We start from the raw sequence: 20,668 nt of genomic DNA, 5'->3' as shown, positions 1-20,668 counted from the left end.
ATGTTGGGTTTTCTTGTTTATTTCAAAGCTTTTTGAGCGTCTTCAATCATGAGTTTAGTTGATTCAAGTCCGCCTCCGCTTAGATACCAGAGGTCTGGTGTTAGTTGGATGATTTTACCATTTTTAGCAGCAGGAGTTTCAGCGATGAGGGCATTTTCTAGGACGCCATCGTTGCTTGAGTTGTCCCCACCAATGGCAAGGGTACGGTTGATGACAAAGAGGATGTCAGGATTGATTTCTTTGACACTTTCAAAGCTGACTTCTTGTCCGTGGCGAGAGTCTTCAAATTTGGTGTCAGTTGGCTTGAATTTTAAGGTTTGATACAAGAAAGAGAAACGAGATTGGGCACCAAAGGCAGCCATTTTTCCTTCATTGAGGAGGATAGCAAGGGCTTTTTTGTCAGAACTTTCGTTTTTAGTAGCGACTTCTTGGATGCTCTTATCTAGGTTAGCCAATTCTTGCTTGGCTTTCTGAGTGCCTGTTTCACCAAAGGCGCTTGCAAGGGATTCGATGTTGGTCTTGGTAGAAGTCCAGTAGTCGTCCTTACTTGCTTGGAAGAGAACGGTTGGAGCAATTTCTTTGAACTTGTCTACGAATTTTTGGGTACGTGGAGAAGCGATAATCAAATCCGGCTCAAGAGCAGCAATGGCTTCTAGGTCTGGCTCAACCATGGAACCCACATTGTTGACATTTCCTGTAAGATCTTTTAGGTAAGTCGGAACAGTTTTTGTAGGCATTCCGACGATATTCTTTTCAAAACCTAAAGCGCGAATAGTATCCGCAGCACCGAGGTCAAAGGTCACAATCTTTTCAGGAACCTTTGAAAGTTTGACCTCATCTAGTGAACTTTTAATGGTTATCTCTGTTGGAGCAGAGCTACTTGTCTCTGTCTGGCTATTGCTTGAATTTGTATTTGTACTACATGCACCAAGTAAGAGCAAGAAGCTAGCCGCTAGGGCAGTGAGATAAAGTTTAAGGGATGTTTTCATGATTTCTCCTTTTTAAAATATAGTAACGATGTAGGGGGTCTCTTAAATAGGTTTGTTAGCTAAGAGACAGAGGGTTCTCTAACATGAGTTCAGAATAGCTAGCTATAGATACAGATCTTTTTGCCATTGATATCAGCCAGTGTGATGGGAATCTCATAAAGTTGACTGAGCAGGTCAGCCTGCATGATTTGAGCAGTCGTTCCCTTGCAAAAGACTTGACCGTCCTTAAAGGCAACAATTTCATCCGCATATTGGCTAGCCATGTTGATATCGTGGAGGACGATGATAATGGTTTTGCCAAGTTCCTCCACCAGTCGCCGAAGGATCTGCATCATGCTGACACTTTGCTTGATATCGAGATTGTTAAGCGGTTCGTCCAGCAAGATAAAGTCTGTATCCTGGGCTAGTACCATAGCGATAAAGACACGTTGGAGTTGTCCGCCAGACAGACTATCGATGTAGCGGTCTTTTAAGTTGGTCAGTTCCAGATAGTCAAGGGTTTCTCGAATTTTTTCCCAGTCTTCCGCCCTCAGTCGACCACGACTGTAGGGAAAACGTCCAAAGCTGACCAGTTCTTCTACAGTCAATTTGGCTTGGTAATTAATCTTCTGCTTTAGGATGGTGAGTTCTTTGGCCAGTTCTTGGGAATTCCAGCTTTCGATTTCCCGGCCTTTAATACTGAGAATCCCCTGATCTTTCTTGGTCAGTCTGCTCATGATGGAGAGAAGAGTTGATTTCCCGGCGCCGTTTGGACCAATGAAGGCTGTCAGTTTCTGAGGACTGACTTCAAGGGAAATGTCTTGCAAAATATCCTGTTTTTGAATGGATTTGTCAATGTTTTCCAGTTTCACTGACGTGCCCTCCTGTAAAGTAAGATAAAGAATAAGAGACCACCCACACTCTCAATGATCATACTGATGCGAATTTCCAGCGCAAAGACTCGTTCGATGAGGGCTTGCCCCAAGGTCAAACTAATAAATCCAATCAGAATGGCTACGATAAAGAGCAACTTGTGCCGATAATCTTTGACAATCAGGTAAGTGAGATTGGCTAGCATAAAGCCGAAGAAGGCCATAGGTCCTACCAAGGCAGTCGCTGTTGAGGTCAAAAGCACGATGCCCCAGAGGAGTTCTCTCTGTTCTTTTTCAACATCGAGTCCCAGTATCTGAGCCGTTTCTCTTTGCAGGTGCAAGACATCCAGAACGACTGCTTTTCGAAAGAAAAAGATTGTCAAGGCAAGGATGATCAGAGAACCGATGGCTAGGATGGAAGTGTTGAGATGCTGAAAGGAGGCAAAGAGAGTGTTCTGCAGTTTATCGTATTCATTTGGATCCATCAGGACTTGGAGGAAGGTACTGATATTTCGAAAGAGACTTCCCAGGGCTAGGCAGATTAGCAGAATGAAAACCAGATCTTGCTTCATCAGCGTCTTCAAGTAGCCTTGTAAGGCGAGAAAGAAGAGGGATTGAAGCAGAAGCAAGATTAGAAATTCTAAGACAGGCGACTTTCCAAGCTGTAGAAATTTGCTTTCAAATATCAGTAGCAGGGTCTGTAGCAAGACATAGAAGGATTCGATTCCCAAAATACTTGGCGTCAGAAAGCGATTTTCCGTCAGGGTTTGAAAACTAATGGTCGAAATCCCTGTCGCGACGGCTACCAAGAGATAAACGATGATTTTTTGGGAACGTAGCTTCCAGGCAAAGGAAGATAGATGGGTGATGGGCCAAAAGTAGAGAAGACAAGCTCCAATGGCCAGAATAATGAGAAGGCAGAAGAGCTTGGTATGTTTGCTTTTAAACTGCATCTTTTTGTCCCCCTCTCCAGAGAAGTAGGATAAAGACGAGGCTACCGATGATTCCTAGTAGGAGACTGACAGACAGCTCATAGGGCCGAATCAAGACTCGAGAGAGGATGTCGCAGGCCAGAACCATATTGGCTCCGACCAGAGCGACCATGAGTTTAGTTTGGCTCAGATTATCTCCATAGCGCTTGCGGACAAGATTGGGAACGATGACCCCGAGAAATGGCAAGGCACCCACGGTAATCATGGTGACACTTGTCGTTAGCGCCACTAGAAATAGGGCCAGCTTTTCAAGTAGGGAGTAAGAAATTCCCAAACTCTCACTGGTTTCCTTACCCAGATTCATGATGGTAAAGGTTTGGGATAATTTCCAAACGGCTATCAGGATAATGAGGCCTAAGAAGAGCCACTCATACTGATGGGTCTGAATCATGGAGAAGGAACCCTGGGTCCAAGCCGTCATACTCTGAACCAGATTGAAACGATAGGCGATAACTTCTGTGATAGAACCGATAATTCCACTATAGATGATCCCGATTAAGGGCAACATCCACCTTTCCTTTACAGAAAAAATAGTCATAAAGGCTAGGAAGAAGAGAGTAAATAAGATGGAAGAGCCAAAAGCAAAGATCATCTTTTGGGTCAGACTCGCAGACGGAAAGACAAAGAGGCTTAACACCATTCCCAGTTTGGCAGCTTCTGTCGTTCCGACTGTACTCGGAGCAGCAAATTGATTTTGAGTAATGGTCTGCATGAGGAGTCCTGCCATGCTCATGCTAGAGGCTGCAAGGAGAATACTGATGGTTCTTGGAAGACGCGACTCTTGAAAGAGAAGCCAAGTCTGTTGGTCAAAAGCAAAGAATTTTTCCCAAGAAAAATCACTGGTTCCAATGGTAATGGAGAGAAAGACTAGGAGTAGAAGTAAGCCTGTTAAAATATGAGAGAGTTTCATGCCCCGTCCTTTCATGTAGATTTGGTATAAAAATACCCTTGGAGATAATGTAACACGATTTTTTTAATCTGTCAATAAATTTTCTGACAATTTAATGTAAAAAGGAAGAAAAATTCCTGAAATTACATCTGCCCTTCTCTTTTATTGGAAAACTGAGTAAAAACCAATCCACCTTCCCACTATCCTTCTCCTATAAAAAGTGGTAAAATGGAGGACAGAAAGAAGGAACTGATATGACAACATTATTTTCAAAAATCAAAGAAGTAACAGAGCTTGCTGCGATCTCAGGCCACGAAGCGCCTGTCCGGACTTATCTTCGTGAGAAGTTAACACCACATGTGGATGAAGTAGTGACAGATGGCTTAGGTGGTATTTTCGGTATCAAGCATTCAGAAGCTACGGATGCACCGCGTGTCTTGGTCGCTTCTCACATGGATGAAGTTGGTTTTATGGTCAGCGAGATTAAGCCAGACGGTACTTTCCGTGTGGTTGAAATCGGTGGCTGGAACCCTATGGTGGTTAGCAGTCAACGCTTTAAACTTTTTACGCGTGACGGTCGTGAAATTCCTGTGATCTCAGGATCTGTTCCTCCACATTTGACTCGTGGAAAGGGTGGACCAACCATGCCAGCCATTGCCGATATCGTTTTTGATGGTGGGTTTGCGGACAAGGCTGAGGCAGAAAGTTTTGGTATCCGTCCGGGTGACACCATCGTGCCAGATAGCTCAGCGATCTTAACAGCCAATGAAAAAAATATCATCTCAAAAGCTTGGGATAATCGCTACGGTGTCCTCATGGTAAGCGAGCTAGCTGAAGCTTTATCAGGTCAAAAACTGGGAAATGAACTCTATCTTGGCTCTAACGTCCAAGAAGAGGTTGGTCTGCGTGGTGCTCATACTTCCACAACCAAGTTTGACCCAGAAGTCTTTCTGGCAGTTGACTGTTCACCTGCTGGTGATGTTTATGGTGGCCAAGGTAAGATTGGGGACGGAACCTTGATTCGCTTCTACGATCCAGGTCACTTGCTCCTCCCAGGCATGAAAGATTTCCTTTTGACAACGGCTGAAGAAGCAGGTATCAAGTACCAATACTACTGTGGAAAAGGTGGAACGGACGCTGGAGCAGCTCATCTGAAAAATGGTGGTGTCCCATCTACAACTATCGGTGTTTGTGCTCGTTATATCCATTCTCACCAAACCCTCTACGCTATGGATGACTTCCTAGAAGCACAAGCTTTCTTGCAAGCCTTGGTGAAAAAATTGGATCGTTCAACGGTTGATTTGATTAAACATTATTAAGCATAAGGGAGGTGATCAGGATGGCAGAACCAAACCTAGAAAGCCTTATAAGAGATCTCTACAACCATGCTCGTCAGGGTTTGAGTGAAGATTTAGTTGCTGCTCTCCTAGAGACTGCTAAAAAACTACCCACTACAAATGAGCAATTACTAGCAGTCCGTCTCTCAGGACTGGTCACCCGTGAATTGCTCACCAATCCCAAACACCCAGCACCTGAATTGATCAACTTGGCTCGCTTTATCAAAAGAGAAGAAGCCAAGTACAGGGGCACTGCAGTTTCTGCTATTATGTTTGGTGAACTCTTTAAAATGCTTTGATTCCATTGTGAATCAAAGCATTTTTTACGTTAGAAAAAATATTCTTGATTAAGAGACGAAAAAAACCACCTAAATTAAGGTGGCTTCTTACCAATTAAATTTGTTCAGCGATGACCTTTTCAGCAAGGTTCATGGCGTGATCAGATACACGAGTGTAATGGGAAATAATGTCGATAAAGTTGACTCCAGCTTGTGTAGAACATTCACCTTTGTTAAGGCGTTTGATATGGGTCTTTCTGAGAACGCGTTCCATATTGTTGATTTCTTTATGGCGTTCAATCAGACTTTGAGCTTTTTCAATATCATTGTTTTCCACACTATCAAGGGCATCCTTGATGAATGTAGTTGTTGCTTGATAAATCTCAGCTAATTCCTCTAAAGCAGCATCAGAAAATTGAACATTCTTACGTTGAAGGTAGTCTGTTAGGTTGAGCAAGCCTTCTGCGTGGTCCCCAATCCGTTCCAAATCACGAGATGAATCTAGGATGTTGGTCAAGACTTCGCTTTCCTTTTGACTCAAGGATTCGCTTGAGAGTCTGATGAGGTAACGAGTGAGTTTTTCATCGATGGTATTGATGGCTTCCTCTGTCTTGTGCCCTTTTTCAGCTACCTTTTCATCCAAACCGATGATATAGGTATAAGAAAGGTCAAAAGCTTTGGCTGCATAGTTTCCTAAGTGCAAGAGTTCTTTTTTAGCATTTCCTAGAGCGATAGAAGGCGCCTGTTTGATGAGTTGTTCATCCAAGTAGAGAGCCTCGTATTTAACAACTTCATCTTCACCAGGAATGATCTTGGTCACAAGGTAAGCTAAGGCACCGATGAATGGGAACTGGATAATGGTATTTGTAATATTAAAGGTCCCGTGTGCAAAGGCGATGGTCATTTCTGGAGCTAGATTGAGTGCAGATTCAAACCATTGAATCAAGCCCGTGAAAGGTACAAGGAAGACAATACAGATAACCGTACCAATTACGTTAAAGGCGACATGGGCACCGGCAACACGTTTGGCAGCGATATTGGCTCCAAGAGAAGCAATGATGGCTGTAATGGTCGTTCCGATATTATCACCAAACAAGACCGGTAGGGCACCTTGTAGGTCAATCAAACCACTTGCGTACAGGTTCTGTAAGATACCGATAGTTGCGGATGAAGCCTGAATGAGTAGGGTCAGTCCAGTTCCGACAAAGACACCTAGAATAGGACTCTTACTTAGTTCAACCATGTAGTCTCTAAAGACTTGCAGGTCTTTTAGGGGTTCCATTGCACCGCTCATAAGATTGAGAGCGAAGAAGATACCTCCTACACCAAAGATAATCCGTCCAATGTTATTGATGGAGCGATTCTTGGTGAAGAAGAGACAAACTGCTCCGATAAAGAGCATAGGTAAGGCGTAATCTCCTAGCTTAAAACCGATGATAAAGGATGTAACGGTGGTTCCAATATTGGCACCCATGACAATACCGATAGCCTGACGCAAGGTCAAAAGTCCTGCACTGACAAGTCCCACTGTAATGACTGTAACACCAGAACTTGATTGAATCAGCGCCGTCATACCGATACCAACCAGCACACCGAAGAAGGGATTGCTGGTATATTTGTCAATGTAAAAACGAAGGCGATCTCCAGCAGCTTGTTGCAAACCGTCTCCCATGGTCTTGATACTATATAAAAATAGTCCCAGACCACCTAAAAAGTGAAATAAAATTTCCTGCCAATTAATGGACATTTCTTTTTCCTCCGAAAAATAATAACGGAATTTCTCCTATTCTATTTTAAAGGATAAAAGTAAATCTCACAAGTGTTTAGCTGAAGTTTTCATGAGAAACAAGAACTTTCTTTTAAAATGAGAGATAGATTTCCTTTGAGATAGATGATTTATAGGATTGTGTCCAAATTTTACTGATTTTTATCCTAGTTATAGTTTTTATGTTAAATAGATTGACATCGCTTTCATATAGGATAAAATGAAGATGATCCTGTTCTGGTGGTGTGCACTGAGAACAGTTACTTTTTACCAAAAAGTAAAGCGCTTACTTTATATTTTATTAGGAGGATAAGATGAAAGATCTATTTTTTGAAAAACGTTGCCGTTACAGTATTCGTAAGCTGTCAATCGGGGCTTGTTCCTTGATGATTGGTTCAGCTCTATTTGCAAGCCCAGCTCTTGCTGAACAAGTCGCAGTCCCTGAAACAGCTGCAAATACGAGCGCCCAAGCTACAAGCGCTAGTGAAACAGCTAATCCAGATACTGCAGCCCTTGAAAAACAATTAGAGGAAACAGAGAACAAAGTAGCTGAGCAACCAATTTCAGAAAACACTCCAGCAATAACGGATCTGGTTAATGAAAAAGAAGAGGCAAAACCCGCTCCGGCAGATAATGCTGAAAAACCTGCTCAACCAACTGAAAAAGAAGAAGTCAAACCGGCGGAAGCTCCTCAAGTAGCTGAGAAGAAAGCCGACAAACCGACTCTAGCAGACGTTCCTAAAAATGAAGAAAAGAGTCTCCGACCAAAAGAAATCAAATTTGATACATGGGAAGATTTGTTGAAATGGGAACCGGGTGCGCGTGAGGATGATTCCATCAACCGTTCCTCAGTTGAACTCGCCAAGCGCCATAGAGGCCAGTTGGTTAATGAAAAAGCAAGCAGAAGAGCTAAAGTTCAGGCGCTAGCAAATACCAACTCGAAAGCTAAAGACCATGCTTCTGTTGGTGGAGAAGAATTCAAGGCCTATGCTTTTGACTACTGGCAATACTTGGATTCAATGGTCTTCTGGGAAGGCCTAGTTCCAACTCCAGATGTCATTGATGCCGGTCACCGCAACGGAGTTCCCGTTTATGGAACACTTTTCTTCAACTGGTCAAACAGCATTGCCGACCAAGAAAAATTTGCTGCCGCTTTGAAACAAGATGAAGATGGCACCTTCCCAATTGCACGCAAACTCGTTGATCTCGCTAAGTACTATGGATTTGATGGTTACTTCATTAACCAAGAAACAACGGGGGAATTGGTAGCACCTCTTGGTGAAAAAATGCGCCAATTCATGCTCTATACAAAGGAATATGCAGCTAAGGTCAACCATCCAATCAAGTATGCTTGGTACGATGCCATGACCTACAAATACGGTCGTTACCACGAAGATGGTCTAGGTGATTACAACTACCAGTTCATGCAAAAAGAAGGTGACAAGGTCCCTGCAGATCAATTCTTTGCCAATTTCAACTGGAACAAGGAAAAGAATGACCACTCTGTAGAGATGGCAAAATGGCTGGAACGTAGTCAATATGATGTCTTTGCAGGATTGGAATTGCAACAAGGCGGCTCTTATAAGACCAAAGTCAACTGGGATGCCCTCTTGGATGAAAAAGGCAAGTTGCGTTTGTCACTTGGACTTTTTGCACCAGATACGATTACCAGTCTAGGAAAAACAGGCGAAGACTACCACAAGAACGAAGATATCTTCTTCACAGGCTACCAAGGAGATCCAACGGCTCAAAAACCAGCAGATAAAGAGTGGTATGGAATTGCCAATTTAGTTGCTGACCGTACACCAGCAGTAGGTCGAACCTTCATGACCTCCTTTAATACAGGTCATGGTAGAAAATGGTTTGTAGACGGCAAAGTTTCTAAGGATTCTGAGTGGAACTACCGTTCTGTTTCTGGTGTCTTGCCAACATGGCGCTGGTGGCAGACTTCAACAGGGGAAAAACTTCGTGCAGAATATGACTTTACAGATGCCTATAATGGAGGAAACTCCCTTAAATTCTCAGGCGATGTAGCTGGTAAGACGGACCAGGATGTGAATTTGTATTCTACCAAACTAGAAGTAACAGAGAAAACCAAACTTCGTGTTGCCCACAAGGGAGGAAAAGGCTCTAAAGTTTATATGGCCTTCTCTACAACACCAGACTACAAATTTGAGGATGCAGCCGCATGGAAAGAACTAACACTTTCTGATAACTGGAAGAATGAAGAATTTGACCTTAGCTCACTAGCAGGTAAAACAATCTATGCAGTCAAACTCTTCTTTGAGCATGAAGGAGCTGTAAAAGATTATCAGTTTAACCTAGGTCAATTGACAATTTCGGATAATCACCAAGCACCACAGGCACCGACGGGGCTATCTGTGGTGAAACAATCTCTTAAAAATGCCCAAGAAGCTGAAGCAGTGGTCCAGTTTGCGGGTAACCAAGATGCAGATTTCTATGAAGTCTACGAAAAAGATGGAGATAACTGGCGTTTGTTGACAGGATCATCTGCTTCAACCATCTACTTGCCAAAAGTTAGCCGTTCTGCTAATGCGACTGGTACGACTCAGGAACTGAAAGTCGTTGCAGTTGGTAAAAATGGCCTTCGTTCCGAAGCTGCGACGGCATCCTTTAACTGGGGGATGACAGTTCAGGATACGACTCTTCCAAGACCTTTAGCTGAAAATATCGTTCCAGGTGCAAAGGTTATTGGTAGCACTTTCCCAAATACTGAAGGTGGAGAAGGTATTGAAGGTATGTTGAACGGTACGATTACAAGTCTGTCAGACAAGTGGTCTTCAGGACAATTGAGCGGTAGTGTGGATATTCGCTTGACCAAGCCACGTACCGTTGTTAGATGGGTCATGGATCATGCAGGAGCTGGTGGAGAATCCGTAAACGACGGTTTGATGAACACCAAGGACTTTGATCTTTACTACAAGGATACAGATGGCGAGTGGAAACTAGCTAAGGAAGTTCGTGGCAACAAAGCACACGTGACAGATATCACTCTTGACAAACCAATCACCGCTCAAGACTGGCGTCTAAAAGTTATCACTTCAGATAACGGAACACCTTGGAAGGCCATTCGTATCTACAACTGGAAGATGTATGAAACCCTGGACACAGAAAGTCAAAATATTCCAATGGCTAAGGTGGCTGCCCGTTCACTTGGAAACCATCAAGTTCAACTAGGCTTCTCTGATGTTCCAGCGGGTGCAACTATCACCGTTTACGACAAGGCAGATTCACAAACACCGATTGCAACTTTGAAGTCTGATACTGGAGGCGACTTGGCAACAGCACCATTGGGCTTTGACAAGCAACCAACTCTCCTCTACTATCGTACTCAACTACCTGGCAAAGAAATCAGTAACACCTTGGCTGTAGCGATTCCACAGGATGAAAGAAAAATTGCTGCAGTTAGTCTCGAAAAAGGACCTAAGAAGACAGTTTACAAAGAGGGAGAAAAACTTGACCTCAGAGGCGGAACACTCCGTGTTCAATATGAAGGTGGCGAAGCTGATGAACTGATTAACCTTACTCACTCAGGTGTGACAGTATCTGGATACGATGCTCATCAAAAAGGGGAACAAAAGCTCACAGTCAGCTACCTTGGACTTCCAGTTACTGGTGACTTGAAGGTACAAGTGACAGGACAAGATGAAGGAAAACCAAAAGAAGTAGCGGGCTTGTATATTACTAAGAAACCAAAAACAGACTATCTAGTAGGAGATCAACTGGATCTTGCAGAAGGTCGCTTCGGTGTTCTCTATGATGATGAGACGGAAGAAAGTCATGCCTTTACGGACCAAGGTGTTGAAATCACGGGCTATGATGCTCAGAAGACTGGACGACAAACCTTGACCTTGCATTACAAGGGACACACTGCTGAGTTCGATGTCTTGGTTTCTCCAAAAGCAGCTGTCAACGATGAGTACCTCAAACAAGAAATCACTGCTGCCCAAGGTCGCCAGTCAACCCTTGGCTACACCTTCTCAAGCGAGGACAAACAAGCAGCACTAGTAGAGAAGCTCAATGCAGCGAAAGCTGTTGCAGAAAACCATGATGCCAGTCAAGAAGAGGTCAACAGAGCTTTGAATGAGTTGAAACAAGCAGGAACAGACCTGGATGGAAATCAACGTTATCAGACTGCTAGAGAAGAATTGGAAGGCTTGCTCGAATCTGTCCGTGAAAAAGATTCCCAAGCTGAGTTGATTGAACAAGCAGAAACTTTATTAGCTTCAGAGATGCCAACTCCTCAAGCGTTTGCGGAAATGAAAGAAAAGCTAAATAAGAAACTAGCTCCTGCAGAAGAAAGTCACCATGTTGGAAGTATGGATCCAAATGAAGTGGCTCCAACGGTTGAGGCCCTCCCTGAACTAGTTATTGAAACTGAAACAACAGCCTTTGAACGTCAGGAGCGACCAAACTCCGAACTTCTCAAAGGACAACGCCGTATTGTGCAAGCTGGAGTTGAAGGTCAAGTCCGTCGCTTTGTAGAAGTAGATAGCCAAGGCAAACGCACTCTTCGTTCGACTGAGGTAGTCAAGGAAGCAATCCCAGAAATCACCGAAGTTGGAACAAAAGTTCTATCAAGCAACCAACCAGCTGAAGGTGTGAAAGATTTAGTTCTAGAAACTCCGAAACTGGAAATTGAAGAGGGGACAGTTTCCTTCGAACGTCAGGAACGACCAAATGCAGCCCTTCTCAAAGGCAAACGCCAGCTAGTTCAAGCAGGCGTTGAAGGCCAAGTTCGTCGCTTTGTAGAAGTTGATGCTCAGGGCAAACGCACCCTTCATTCTACTGAGGTTCTCAAGGAAGCTCTTCCAGAAATTGTCGAAGTAGGAACGAAAGAAGAGCAAGTCTCACAAACAAGGGATCAAGCGCTCTCAGCAACGCCAGCAAAAATTGAAGAAGTAAGTAAAGAGCTTCCAAATACGGGAGCGACAAGAGATGCTAGTCTAGTAGCGCTGGGACTCCTCGGACTAATGAGTGGCTACGGCTTGCTTGCTGGAAAGAAGAGAGAAGACTAATCAGATTTACGAATCTTGGATTTTCTCATAAAAATAAAAAACAAGGTTTGACTGTAGATTAGTCAGGCCTTGTTTTTAGTTTTGAAATTGAAGAGTAAATTTGAAGCTAGATTTTTGTTATTCAATTCCTTGGATAAATTTTTGGAAACGATAGGTGTCGAAATAAATATTGGATGCAACTAATTTATCAAATTCATCGAATTTCAGAAATTCTGCGACATCCAGTTCAAGTTCTTTTCCTTGAGGAGAATGTAGACGGTAGCGATTTAAAGCTGAGACTGCTCGACCATCAACAAGTAATTGCTTCACTTCAAGATGCTGGCTCAAAGCATAGAATTGGCCTGCACCTTGCAAATAAATATCACGTCCTTGTCGAATTTTTATACTATCGCACATGCCATAGTCAAAGTTTTCAGCTACGAAATCTTCCCAGCCTCCCTCATTTACTGCCGTAAAATAGCTTTCTGCAAGTGTTTTTGTATCCATTTGGAACCTCCTGTAAAATAATTGGGCTATGATGAATATCACGAAATATTTTGCCCACTTAAGAGTATACAAAAGGAAATATGACTACAGGTTGTCATATTGCTGAAGATTTTTTTTGAGAGTACTGACCAGTAGATTTTGTAAGTGACTTGGAGATACGACCTTTACTTGATAACCAAAGCTTAAGAGTAAATCAAAAAATGCAGGAGTTAAAGCTCTGAATGCTTGAACTTTTATTATTTCGTCCTCGACTCTGATTTCTTCTTCCGTGAAGTGATCGTAGATTTTTGGGAGTGCAAATCTTGTAAAAACTAGTTCGATTTCTTCTCTTTGCCCCTCCACTTTATTTTTGGGGGGATTTAAAAAAAGCTCTAACTTTTCTTGAGATAAACGTGGATAATCGAATGGTTTATCTTTTATCTCCACTAGTTCTAGTTCACGAATTCGAGTTAATTTAAAAATACGAAAATCTAATTTTTCTAAGCAGTAACCGATAACATACCAAGCATTCAGTTTATAGATCAATCTGTATGGAATAACCGTTCGCTGACTTTTCTCTTGCTTTTTCGAATAGTAAGAAAAAGAAATCATCTGTTCAGTTTGTATCGCTTCCTCAATGTCTAGTAAATAATTTGTATTAAGAGTCCAGGAACTGAGATCAAAGTAAAAAGGACTGTTTGCTCTTGCAATATCTTGAGAAGAAAGCTTGTGTTCGATACTGTCAAGACTTGAATGACCAACGATTTTACTAACATTTTGGCTCATATTAATGATAAACTGTCTCTCTTCCTCAGTGAAAAAGTTCCTGTCTATCTTATAGTCGCTTGGTATATAGAAACCTCCCTTATCTCCGCGTTCCGAATAGATTGGGATCCCCGCTAAACTGAGTGTATCCATGTCCCTATATACAGTTCGAGTAGATATTTCAAACCTCTCTGCAATCTCTTTAGCTGTTATCCTCTTCTTATTTAAAAGAGACAGTAGAATATAGATTAGTCTTTCTAATTTCATGATAGCAATTCCCCTTCTTTTAATCTCAAATAGCACAAACTGAAGAAACTATTTTAGTTATATTGTATAATAAGAAACCTAGCAATTCAAAAAGAAGGACTGTAGAGTTTAGAATATTAAAGGATTAAAATCTTAGAAAGAGAATAGTATAGAAGTAATTAGGCAGATCAATCAAGAAATTAGCCTAAATTATTCCAACCGAATTATGTAAAGATTGCTCTTTTCCGGACTGCAATCCTAGGTTTTTAGGTTAATAGATAGAAGAAAGAACTAGAAAAGTTTAGGGTTTTTCTATCTCTTTTGCGGATTTTGTGATATAATTAACACGTATAAAAAAAGAAGGAGTCATATCTAATGGCAAAATTGACTGTTAAAGACGTTGACTTGAAAGGGAAAAAAGTTCTCGTTCGTGTTGACTTCAACGTACCTGTTAAAGATGGCGTGATTACCAATGACAACCGTATCACTGCAGCTCTTCCAACTATCAAGTACATCCTTGAACAAGGTGGACGTGCAATCCTCTTCTCTCACCTTGGACGTGTAAAAGAAGAAGCAGACAAAGAAGGTAAATCACTTGCTCCTGTAGCTGCTGACTTGGCTACTAAATTGGGACAAGAAGTTAAATTTATCCCAGGTGTTACACGTGGTGCTGAATTGGAAGCCGCTGTTAACGCTCTTGAAGATGGACAAGTTCTCTTGGTTGAAAACACTCGTTTCGAAGATGTTGACGGCAAGAAAGAATCTAAAAATGATCCTGAGCTTGGTAAATACTGGGCATCACTTGGAGACGGTATCTTCGTAAACGATGCATTTGGTACAGCTCACCGTGCACACGCATCTAACGTTGGTATCTCAGCAAACGTTGAAAAAGCAGTTGCTGGATTCCTTCTTGAAAACGAGATTGCTTACATCCAAGAAGCAGTTGAAGCTCCAGAACGTCCATTCGTAGCGATTCTTGGTGGTTCAAAAGTTTCAGACAAGATTGGTGTTATCGAAAACTTGCTTGAAAAAGCTGATAAAGTGCTTATCGGTGGTGGGATGACTTACACATTCTACAAAGCTCAAGGTATCGAAATCGGTAACTCACTTGTAGAAGAAGACAAATTGGATGTTGCGAAAGCTCTTCTTGAAAAAGCAAACGGCAAATTGATCTTGCCAGTTGACTCAAAAGAAGCAAACGCATTTGCTGACTACACTGAAGTGAAAGACACTGAAGGTGAAGCAGTAGACCCAGGTTTCCTTGGTTTGGATATCGGTCCAAAATCTATCGCTAAATTTGACGAAGCTTTGACTGGTGCCAAAACAGTTGTATGGAACGGACCTATGGGTGTATTTGAAAACCCTGACTTCCAAGCTGGTACAATCGGTGTCATGGACGCTATCGTGAAACAACCTGGTGTTAAATCAATCATCGGTGGTGGTGACTCAGCTGCTGCAGCCATCAACCTTGGCCGTGCAGACAAGTTCTCATGGATCTCTACTGGTGGTGGAGCATCAATGGAACTCCTTGAAGGTAAAGTATTGCCAGGACTTGCAGCTTTGACTGAAAAATAAATAGTTTAACTAAAGGAAGATGGTGTGACCATCTTCTTTTTAATTTAATTTATAAATAGGTGGAATTTTTCTATAAATAAAAAAAGAGTAAATATTTGCATCCTGCCTTGTAAAGTGCTAGTATAAAAAGTAACGACTAAATTTAGATAAGGAAAAGGATTATAATGAAAAATAAAAAAGAAGTCTATGGATTTCGTAAAAGCAAAGTTGCGAAAACGTTGTGTGGTGCTGTTTTAGGAACTGCTTTGATTGCTTTTGCAGACAAAGCAGTATTTGCTGATGAAGTTACAGAGACAACTAGTACAAGTACAGTTGAGGTAGCTACTACAGGGAACCCAGCCACAAATCTACCTGAAGCTCAGGGTGAAATGAGCCAAGTTGCCAAAGAAAGCCAAGCTAAGGCTGGTTCTAAAGACTCAGCTTTGCCAGTAGAAGTATCATCAGCTGATTTGGATAAAGCAGTTGCTGATGCAAAATCTGCAGGAGTTAAGGTGGTTCAAGATGAAACAAAAGACAAAGGAACAGCTACAACTGCTACAGAAAATGCTCAAAAACAAGATGAAATTAAAAGCGACTATGCTAAACAGTCTGAAGAAGTAAAGACAACGACTGAAGCATATAAAAAGGAAGTCGCAGCTCATCAGGCTGAAACAGATAAAATCAATGCTGAAAACAAAGCAGCGGATGACAAGTACCAAAAAGATCTAAAAAGTCATCAAGAAGAAGTTGAAAAAATCAACACTGCTAATGCAACAGCTAAAGCAGAATATGAGGCTAAGCTAGCACAATATCAAAAAGATTTAGCAACTGTCAAAAAAGCAAATGAAGATAGTCAACAGGATTATCAAAATAAACTTTCAGCTTACCAGACAGAATTAGCTCGAGTACAAAAAGCTAATGCTGAAGCTAAAGAGGCTTATGATAAAGCAGTAAAAGAAAACACAGCTAAAAACGAAGCGCTTAAAGCTGAAAATGAAGCTATTAAACAGCGTAATGAAACTGCAAAAGCAACTTATGAAGCAGCGATGAAGCAGTATGAAGCAGACCTTGCAGCTATTAAGAAAGCTAAAGAGGATAATGATGCTGATTATCAAGCTAAATTAGCAGCTTATCAAACAGAGTTAGCTCGAGTACAAAAGGCTAATTCTGATGCAAAAGTAGCCTATGAAAAGGCTGTTGAAGAAAACACAGCTAAAAACAATGCTATCCAAGCTGAAAATGAAGCTATTAAACAACGAAATGAAACAGCCAAGGCAACTTATGAGGCTAAATTAGCACAATACGAAAAAGACTTGGCAGCAGTCAAACAAGCGAATGCAGCTAACGAAACAGACTACCAAACTAAGTTAGCGGCTTATCAGACAGAACTAGCTCGCGTTCAAAAAGCAAATGCTGATGCAAAAGCAGCTTATGAGAAGGCTGTTGAAGAAAACACAGCTAAAAATGCAGCGCTCCAAGCTGAAAACGAAGAAATCAAGCAACGGAATGCCGCGGCTAAAACTGACTATGAAGCAAAATTAGCTAAATATGAAGCTGATCTTGCCAAATATAAGAAAGAGTTGGCTGAGTATCCGGCTAAGTTGCAGGCTTATAAAGATGAGCAGGCTAAAATTAAGGCTGCCCTTGTAGAACTTGAAAACAATAAAGATCAAGATGGTTACTTGTCTAAGCCATCAGCTCAGAGTCTGGTTTATGACTTAGAATCGAATGCTCAACTGGACCTCAAAACGGAAGGAAAACTTCTTACAGCAGCAGCAGTTGATGAAGCTTTTAAGAAAGACACTGACCAATATGGTAAGAAAAATCTCCAGTTAGACAATCTTAATGTCAAGAACTTGGAGAACGGTGCAACCACTTCTTCAGTAGAATTGTATGGTAATATTGGAGACAAATCAGACTGGACGACCAATGTAGGAAATAAAACAGAGGTTAAATGGGGCTCTGTGCTTCTAGAACGTGGGCAAAGCGTAACTGCAACTTATACCAACCTTCAAAATTCATACTACAATGGTAAAAAGATTTCCAAGATTGTTTACAAATATACTGTAGATCCTTCTTCGCAATTTAAAAATCCTACTGGAAAAGTTTGGTTGGGAATCTTTAGTGACCCAACTTTGGGTGTCTTTGCTTCTGCTTACACTGGTGATGTTGAAAAAGGGACTTCAATTTTCATTAAAAATGAATTTACCTTCTATGATGAAAATGACCAACCAATTAATTTTGACAATGCCCTTCTTTCAGTAGCATCTCTAAATAGAGAAAATAATTCTATTGAGATGGCCAAGGATTACACTGGTAACTTTATTAAAATTTCCGGTTCATCTGTTGGAGAAAAAGACGGAAAGATTTATGCCACAGAAACCTTGAACTTTAAAAAAGACCAAGGTGGATCTCGTTGGACTATGTATCCAAATGGTCAACCTGGTTCAGGTTGGGATTCATCAGATGCACCAAACTCTTGGTACGGTGCTGGAGCTATTAGTATGTCTGGCCCTACGAATCATGTTACTGTTGGTGCTATTTCTGCGACCCTAGTAGTTCCTTCTGATCCAGTTATGGCGGTTGATACAGGTAAAAGACCAAACATCTGGTACTCACTCAATGGTAAGATTCGTGCCGTCAACGTTCCGAAAATTACTAAGGAAAAACCAACTCCACCTGTAGAACCAACTGCACCACAAGCTCCAACTTATGAAGTAGAGAAACCACTGGAACCAGCTCCAGTAGTACCAAACTACGAAAATGAACCAACACCACCGGTAAAAACTCCAGATCAACCGGAGCCATCAAAACCAGAAGAGCCAACATATGAGACAGAGAAACCATTGGAACCAGCTCCAGTAGCACCAAACTACGAAAATGAGCCAACACCACCGGTAAAAACTCCAGATCAACCAGACCCATCAAAACCGGAAGAGCCAAACTATGAGACAGAGAAACCATTGGAACCAGCTCCAGTATCACCAAGCTATGAAAATGAGCCAACTCCACCAGTTAAAACTCCAGATCAACCAGAGCCATCAAAACCGGAAGAGCCAAATTATGATCCATTGCCAACTCCGCCTGTAGCACCAACTCCTAAACAGTTACCAACTCCTCCAGCGGTGCCGACAGTTCACTTCCATTACAATCGTCTATTTGCACAACCTCAGATTAATAAAGAAATTAAAAATGAGGATGGAGTAGATATCGATCGTACTCTAGTTGCTAAGCAGTCTGTAGTGAAGTTTGAGTTGAAAACAGAAGCGTTGACAGCTGGTCGTCCAAAAACAACTTCGTTTGTATTGGTAGATCCACTTCCAACTGGCTATCAGTTTGATTTGGAAGCAACCAAGGCTGCAAGCAAAGGTTTTGAAACAAGCTATGATAAAGCTAGTCACACTGTAACCTTTAAGGCTACTGAGGAGACCTTGGCTGCTTTCAATGCTGATTTGACAAAATCCTTCGAGACTCTATATCCAACTGTTGTTGGTCGTGTCTTGAATGATGGGGCAACTTATACAAATAACTTTACATTGACAGTCAACGACGCCTACGGTGTTAAGTCAAACATTGTTCGTGTAACGACTCCAGGTAAACCAAATGATCCTGACAATCCAAATAACAACTACATCAAGCCTTTGAAAGTTAACAAGAACAAGCAAGGTGTAAATATTGATGGTAAAGAGGTTCTAGCTGGTTCAACGAACTACTATGAACTTACATGGGATTTGGACCAATACAAGGGAGATAAATCTTCTAAAGAAGCGATTCAAAATGGTTTCTACTATGTGGATGATTATCCAGAAGAAGCCTTAACCCTTCAACCAGAATTGGTTAAGATCCGTGATCTAGAGGGCAACCTTGTATCAGGTATCAGTGTTCAACAATTTGATAGTTTAGAAGCTGCGCCTAAGAAGGTCCAAGAGCTGTTGAAGAAAGCCAACATCAATGTTAAAGGTGCTTTCCAACTCTTCTCAGCTGATAATCCAGCCGAATTCTACAAGAACTATGTAGCAGCAGGAAAATCATTGCTAATCACAGATCCGATGACAGTTAAACCTGAATTTGGTCAAACGGGTGGTAAGTATGAAAACAAAGCCTACCAAATTGATTTTGGAAATGGCTATGCTACAGAAGTAGTTGTCAACAACGTACCGAAAATCACACCGAAAAAAGATGTGACAATCAGTATGGATCCAAGTAGTGACAACATTGATGGCCAAACCATTCCGTTGAACCAGTACTTCAATTATCGTTTAATTGGTGGTTTGATTCCACAAAATCATTCTGAGGACTTAAATGACTATAGTTTTGTAGATGATTATGACCAAAAAGGTGATCAATACACTGGAAACTATAAAGTTCTTGCCAAGGTTGATATCCGATTGAAAGACGGTCGTGTTATCAAGGCAGGTACAGACTTAACAGCTGAAACACAGGTTGAACATGATCAAGATAAGGGAATGATTACAATTCGCTTCAAGGAAGAATTCCTTCAAGAGATTCAGTTGGATTCTCCATTCCAGGCTGAGACTTATATTCAAATGAAACGAATTGCTGTTGGAACTTTTGAAAATACCTATGTAAATACTGTAAACAAAGTTGCTTACGCTTCAAACACAGTTCGTACGACAACGCCAGAACCTAAGAAACCAGAGGAGCCAACAACTCCTACTCCAAATCCGAAAGGGAATCCTACTCTACCTCAAACAGGTACAAATGATTCAAGCTACATGCCGTATCTTGGTCTTGCAGCTTTAGTAGGAGTTTTAGGACTTGGTCAGTTGAAACGAAAAGAAGACGAAAGCAAGTAAGCTCTAAAAGTTAAATAGAAAAGAGGAACTTTGTTTCCTCTTTTTCTTGTTGTTTGAATTAAAAACGTTTCCTATCGATTTTGGCTCATAAAATCAACTAATTTATGATAAAATGGAAATAGAAAGTTGAGATTATGGGTTATTTTAAAAAATATAAATTTGATAAGTCACAGTTCAAGCTTGGTCTACGAACCTTTAAAACCGGAATTGCTGTTTTTTTAGTTCTCTTGATTTTTGGATTTTTTGGTTGGAAGGGACTTCAAATTGGGGCTTTGACAGCAGTCTTTAGTTTGAGAGAAAGCTTTGACAAGAGTGTCCATTTTGGGACATCACGCATTCTAGGAAACAGTATCGGAGGTTTCTACGCCCTTGTTTTCTTCCTTTTAAACACTCTATTTCAAGAAGCCTTTTGGGTGACCTTGCTGGTCGTTCCAATCTGCACCATGTTAACCATTATGACAAATGTCGCCATGAATAATAAGGCGGGAGTTATCGGCGGAGTTTCGGCAATGTTGATTATTACCCTATCGATACCGAGCGGGGAGACGATTTTGTACGTGTTTGCTCGTGTATTTGAAACTTTTATGGGTGTTTTTGTAGCAATACTCGTAAATTATGATATTGATCGTTTCAGAAATCTTTTAGAGAAAAAAAGAAAATAATGTTACATTTTGTGACATT

Annotated in this window: 13 protein-coding genes; 6 read left to right on the top strand and 7 right to left on the bottom strand. The window is 41.4% G+C overall.

Annotated features, from left to right (window positions below; genetic code table 11):
• Positions 1–17 precede the first annotated feature (17 nt).
• The 4 genes from O3655_RS05815 to O3655_RS05800 all read right to left on the bottom strand — a co-directional run bounded on the left by O3655_RS05815 (position 18) and on the right by O3655_RS05800 (position 3,742).
• Positions 18–989 (bottom strand): siderophore ABC transporter substrate-binding protein, encoded by a 972-nt coding sequence (locus tag O3655_RS05815; protein ID WP_000858272.1) that lies wholly within the window; start codon positions 987–989, stop codon positions 18–20.
• Between the two features lie 98 nt (positions 990–1,087).
• Positions 1,088–1,840, bottom strand: a complete 753-nt coding sequence (locus O3655_RS05810; RefSeq protein ID WP_000764285.1) for an ABC transporter ATP-binding protein — start codon at positions 1,838–1,840, stop codon at positions 1,088–1,090.
• A complete protein-coding gene (locus O3655_RS05805; RefSeq protein ID WP_001159839.1) occupies positions 1,837–2,793 on the bottom strand; it encodes an iron chelate uptake ABC transporter family permease subunit in 957 nt (318 codons plus the stop codon). The genes O3655_RS05810 and O3655_RS05805 overlap by 4 nt, the downstream gene beginning before the upstream one ends.
• Positions 2,783–3,742 carry an ABC transporter permease gene (locus O3655_RS05800; RefSeq protein WP_049478827.1) on the bottom strand — a complete coding sequence of 320 codons (960 nt, stop codon included), beginning with the start codon at positions 3,740–3,742 and terminating at the stop codon, positions 2,783–2,785. Before O3655_RS05800 ends, O3655_RS05805 begins: the two co-directional genes overlap by 11 nt.
• Positions 3,743–3,975: 233 nt before the next feature.
• On the opposite strand from O3655_RS05800, the gene pepA reads away from it, so the two are divergent.
• Both pepA and O3655_RS05790 read left to right on the top strand, forming a co-directional pair.
• Positions 3,976–5,040, top strand: a complete 1,065-nt coding sequence (pepA, locus tag O3655_RS05795; RefSeq protein ID WP_049478828.1) for a glutamyl aminopeptidase — start codon at positions 3,976–3,978, stop codon at positions 5,038–5,040.
• Between the two features lie 20 nt (positions 5,041–5,060).
• Complete coding sequence (locus O3655_RS05790) at positions 5,061–5,357, top strand: bacteriocin immunity protein (protein WP_000840148.1); 297 nt, start codon at positions 5,061–5,063, stop codon at positions 5,355–5,357.
• 94 nt (positions 5,358–5,451) lie between these two features.
• On the opposite strand, the gene O3655_RS05785 is transcribed toward O3655_RS05790, so the two are convergent.
• Positions 5,452–7,083, bottom strand: coding sequence for a Na/Pi cotransporter family protein (locus O3655_RS05785; RefSeq protein ID WP_308697384.1), 1,632 nt, complete (start codon positions 7,081–7,083; stop codon positions 5,452–5,454).
• 332 nt (positions 7,084–7,415) lie between these two features.
• Between O3655_RS05785 and O3655_RS05780 the strand changes: the two genes are divergently transcribed.
• Positions 7,416–12,140 carry a bacterial Ig-like domain-containing protein gene (locus tag O3655_RS05780; RefSeq protein ID WP_308697385.1) on the top strand — a complete coding sequence of 1,575 codons (4,725 nt, stop codon included), beginning with the start codon at positions 7,416–7,418 and terminating at the stop codon, positions 12,138–12,140.
• A gap of 117 nt (positions 12,141–12,257) precedes the next feature.
• On the opposite strand, the gene O3655_RS05775 is transcribed toward O3655_RS05780, so the two are convergent.
• Positions 12,258–12,626, bottom strand: a complete 369-nt coding sequence (locus O3655_RS05775) for a hypothetical protein (RefSeq protein WP_084848923.1) — start codon at positions 12,624–12,626, stop codon at positions 12,258–12,260.
• 84 nt (positions 12,627–12,710) lie between these two features.
• On the bottom strand, positions 12,711–13,637 hold the full coding sequence (locus O3655_RS05770) for a YafY family protein (RefSeq protein ID WP_049489966.1): 927 nt from the start codon (positions 13,635–13,637) through the stop codon (positions 12,711–12,713).
• Between the two features lie 354 nt (positions 13,638–13,991).
• Here O3655_RS05770 and pgk point away from each other — a divergent pair, with 354 nt between their 5' ends.
• From pgk to O3655_RS05755, 3 genes are all read left to right on the top strand, one after another.
• A complete protein-coding gene (pgk, locus tag O3655_RS05765) occupies positions 13,992–15,191 on the top strand; it encodes a phosphoglycerate kinase (protein WP_001096776.1) in 1,200 nt (399 codons plus the stop codon).
• A gap of 164 nt (positions 15,192–15,355) precedes the next feature.
• Positions 15,356–19,987, top strand: a complete 4,632-nt coding sequence (locus O3655_RS05760) for an antigen I/II family LPXTG-anchored adhesin (RefSeq protein ID WP_308697386.1) — start codon at positions 15,356–15,358, stop codon at positions 19,985–19,987.
• A gap of 134 nt (positions 19,988–20,121) precedes the next feature.
• The gene (locus tag O3655_RS05755) at positions 20,122–20,649 is read left to right on the top strand and encodes an aromatic acid exporter family protein (RefSeq protein WP_000540314.1); all 528 of its coding nucleotides are present in this window, start codon (positions 20,122–20,124) and stop codon (positions 20,647–20,649) included.
• Positions 20,650–20,668 lie beyond the last annotated feature (19 nt).

The sequence above is a fragment of the Streptococcus sp. 27098_8_70 genome, assembly GCF_041432215.1.
Classification (GTDB): Bacteria; Bacillota; Bacilli; order Lactobacillales; family Streptococcaceae; genus Streptococcus; species Streptococcus oralis_CP.
This window is presented reverse-complemented; position numbering and strand designations above follow the sequence as displayed.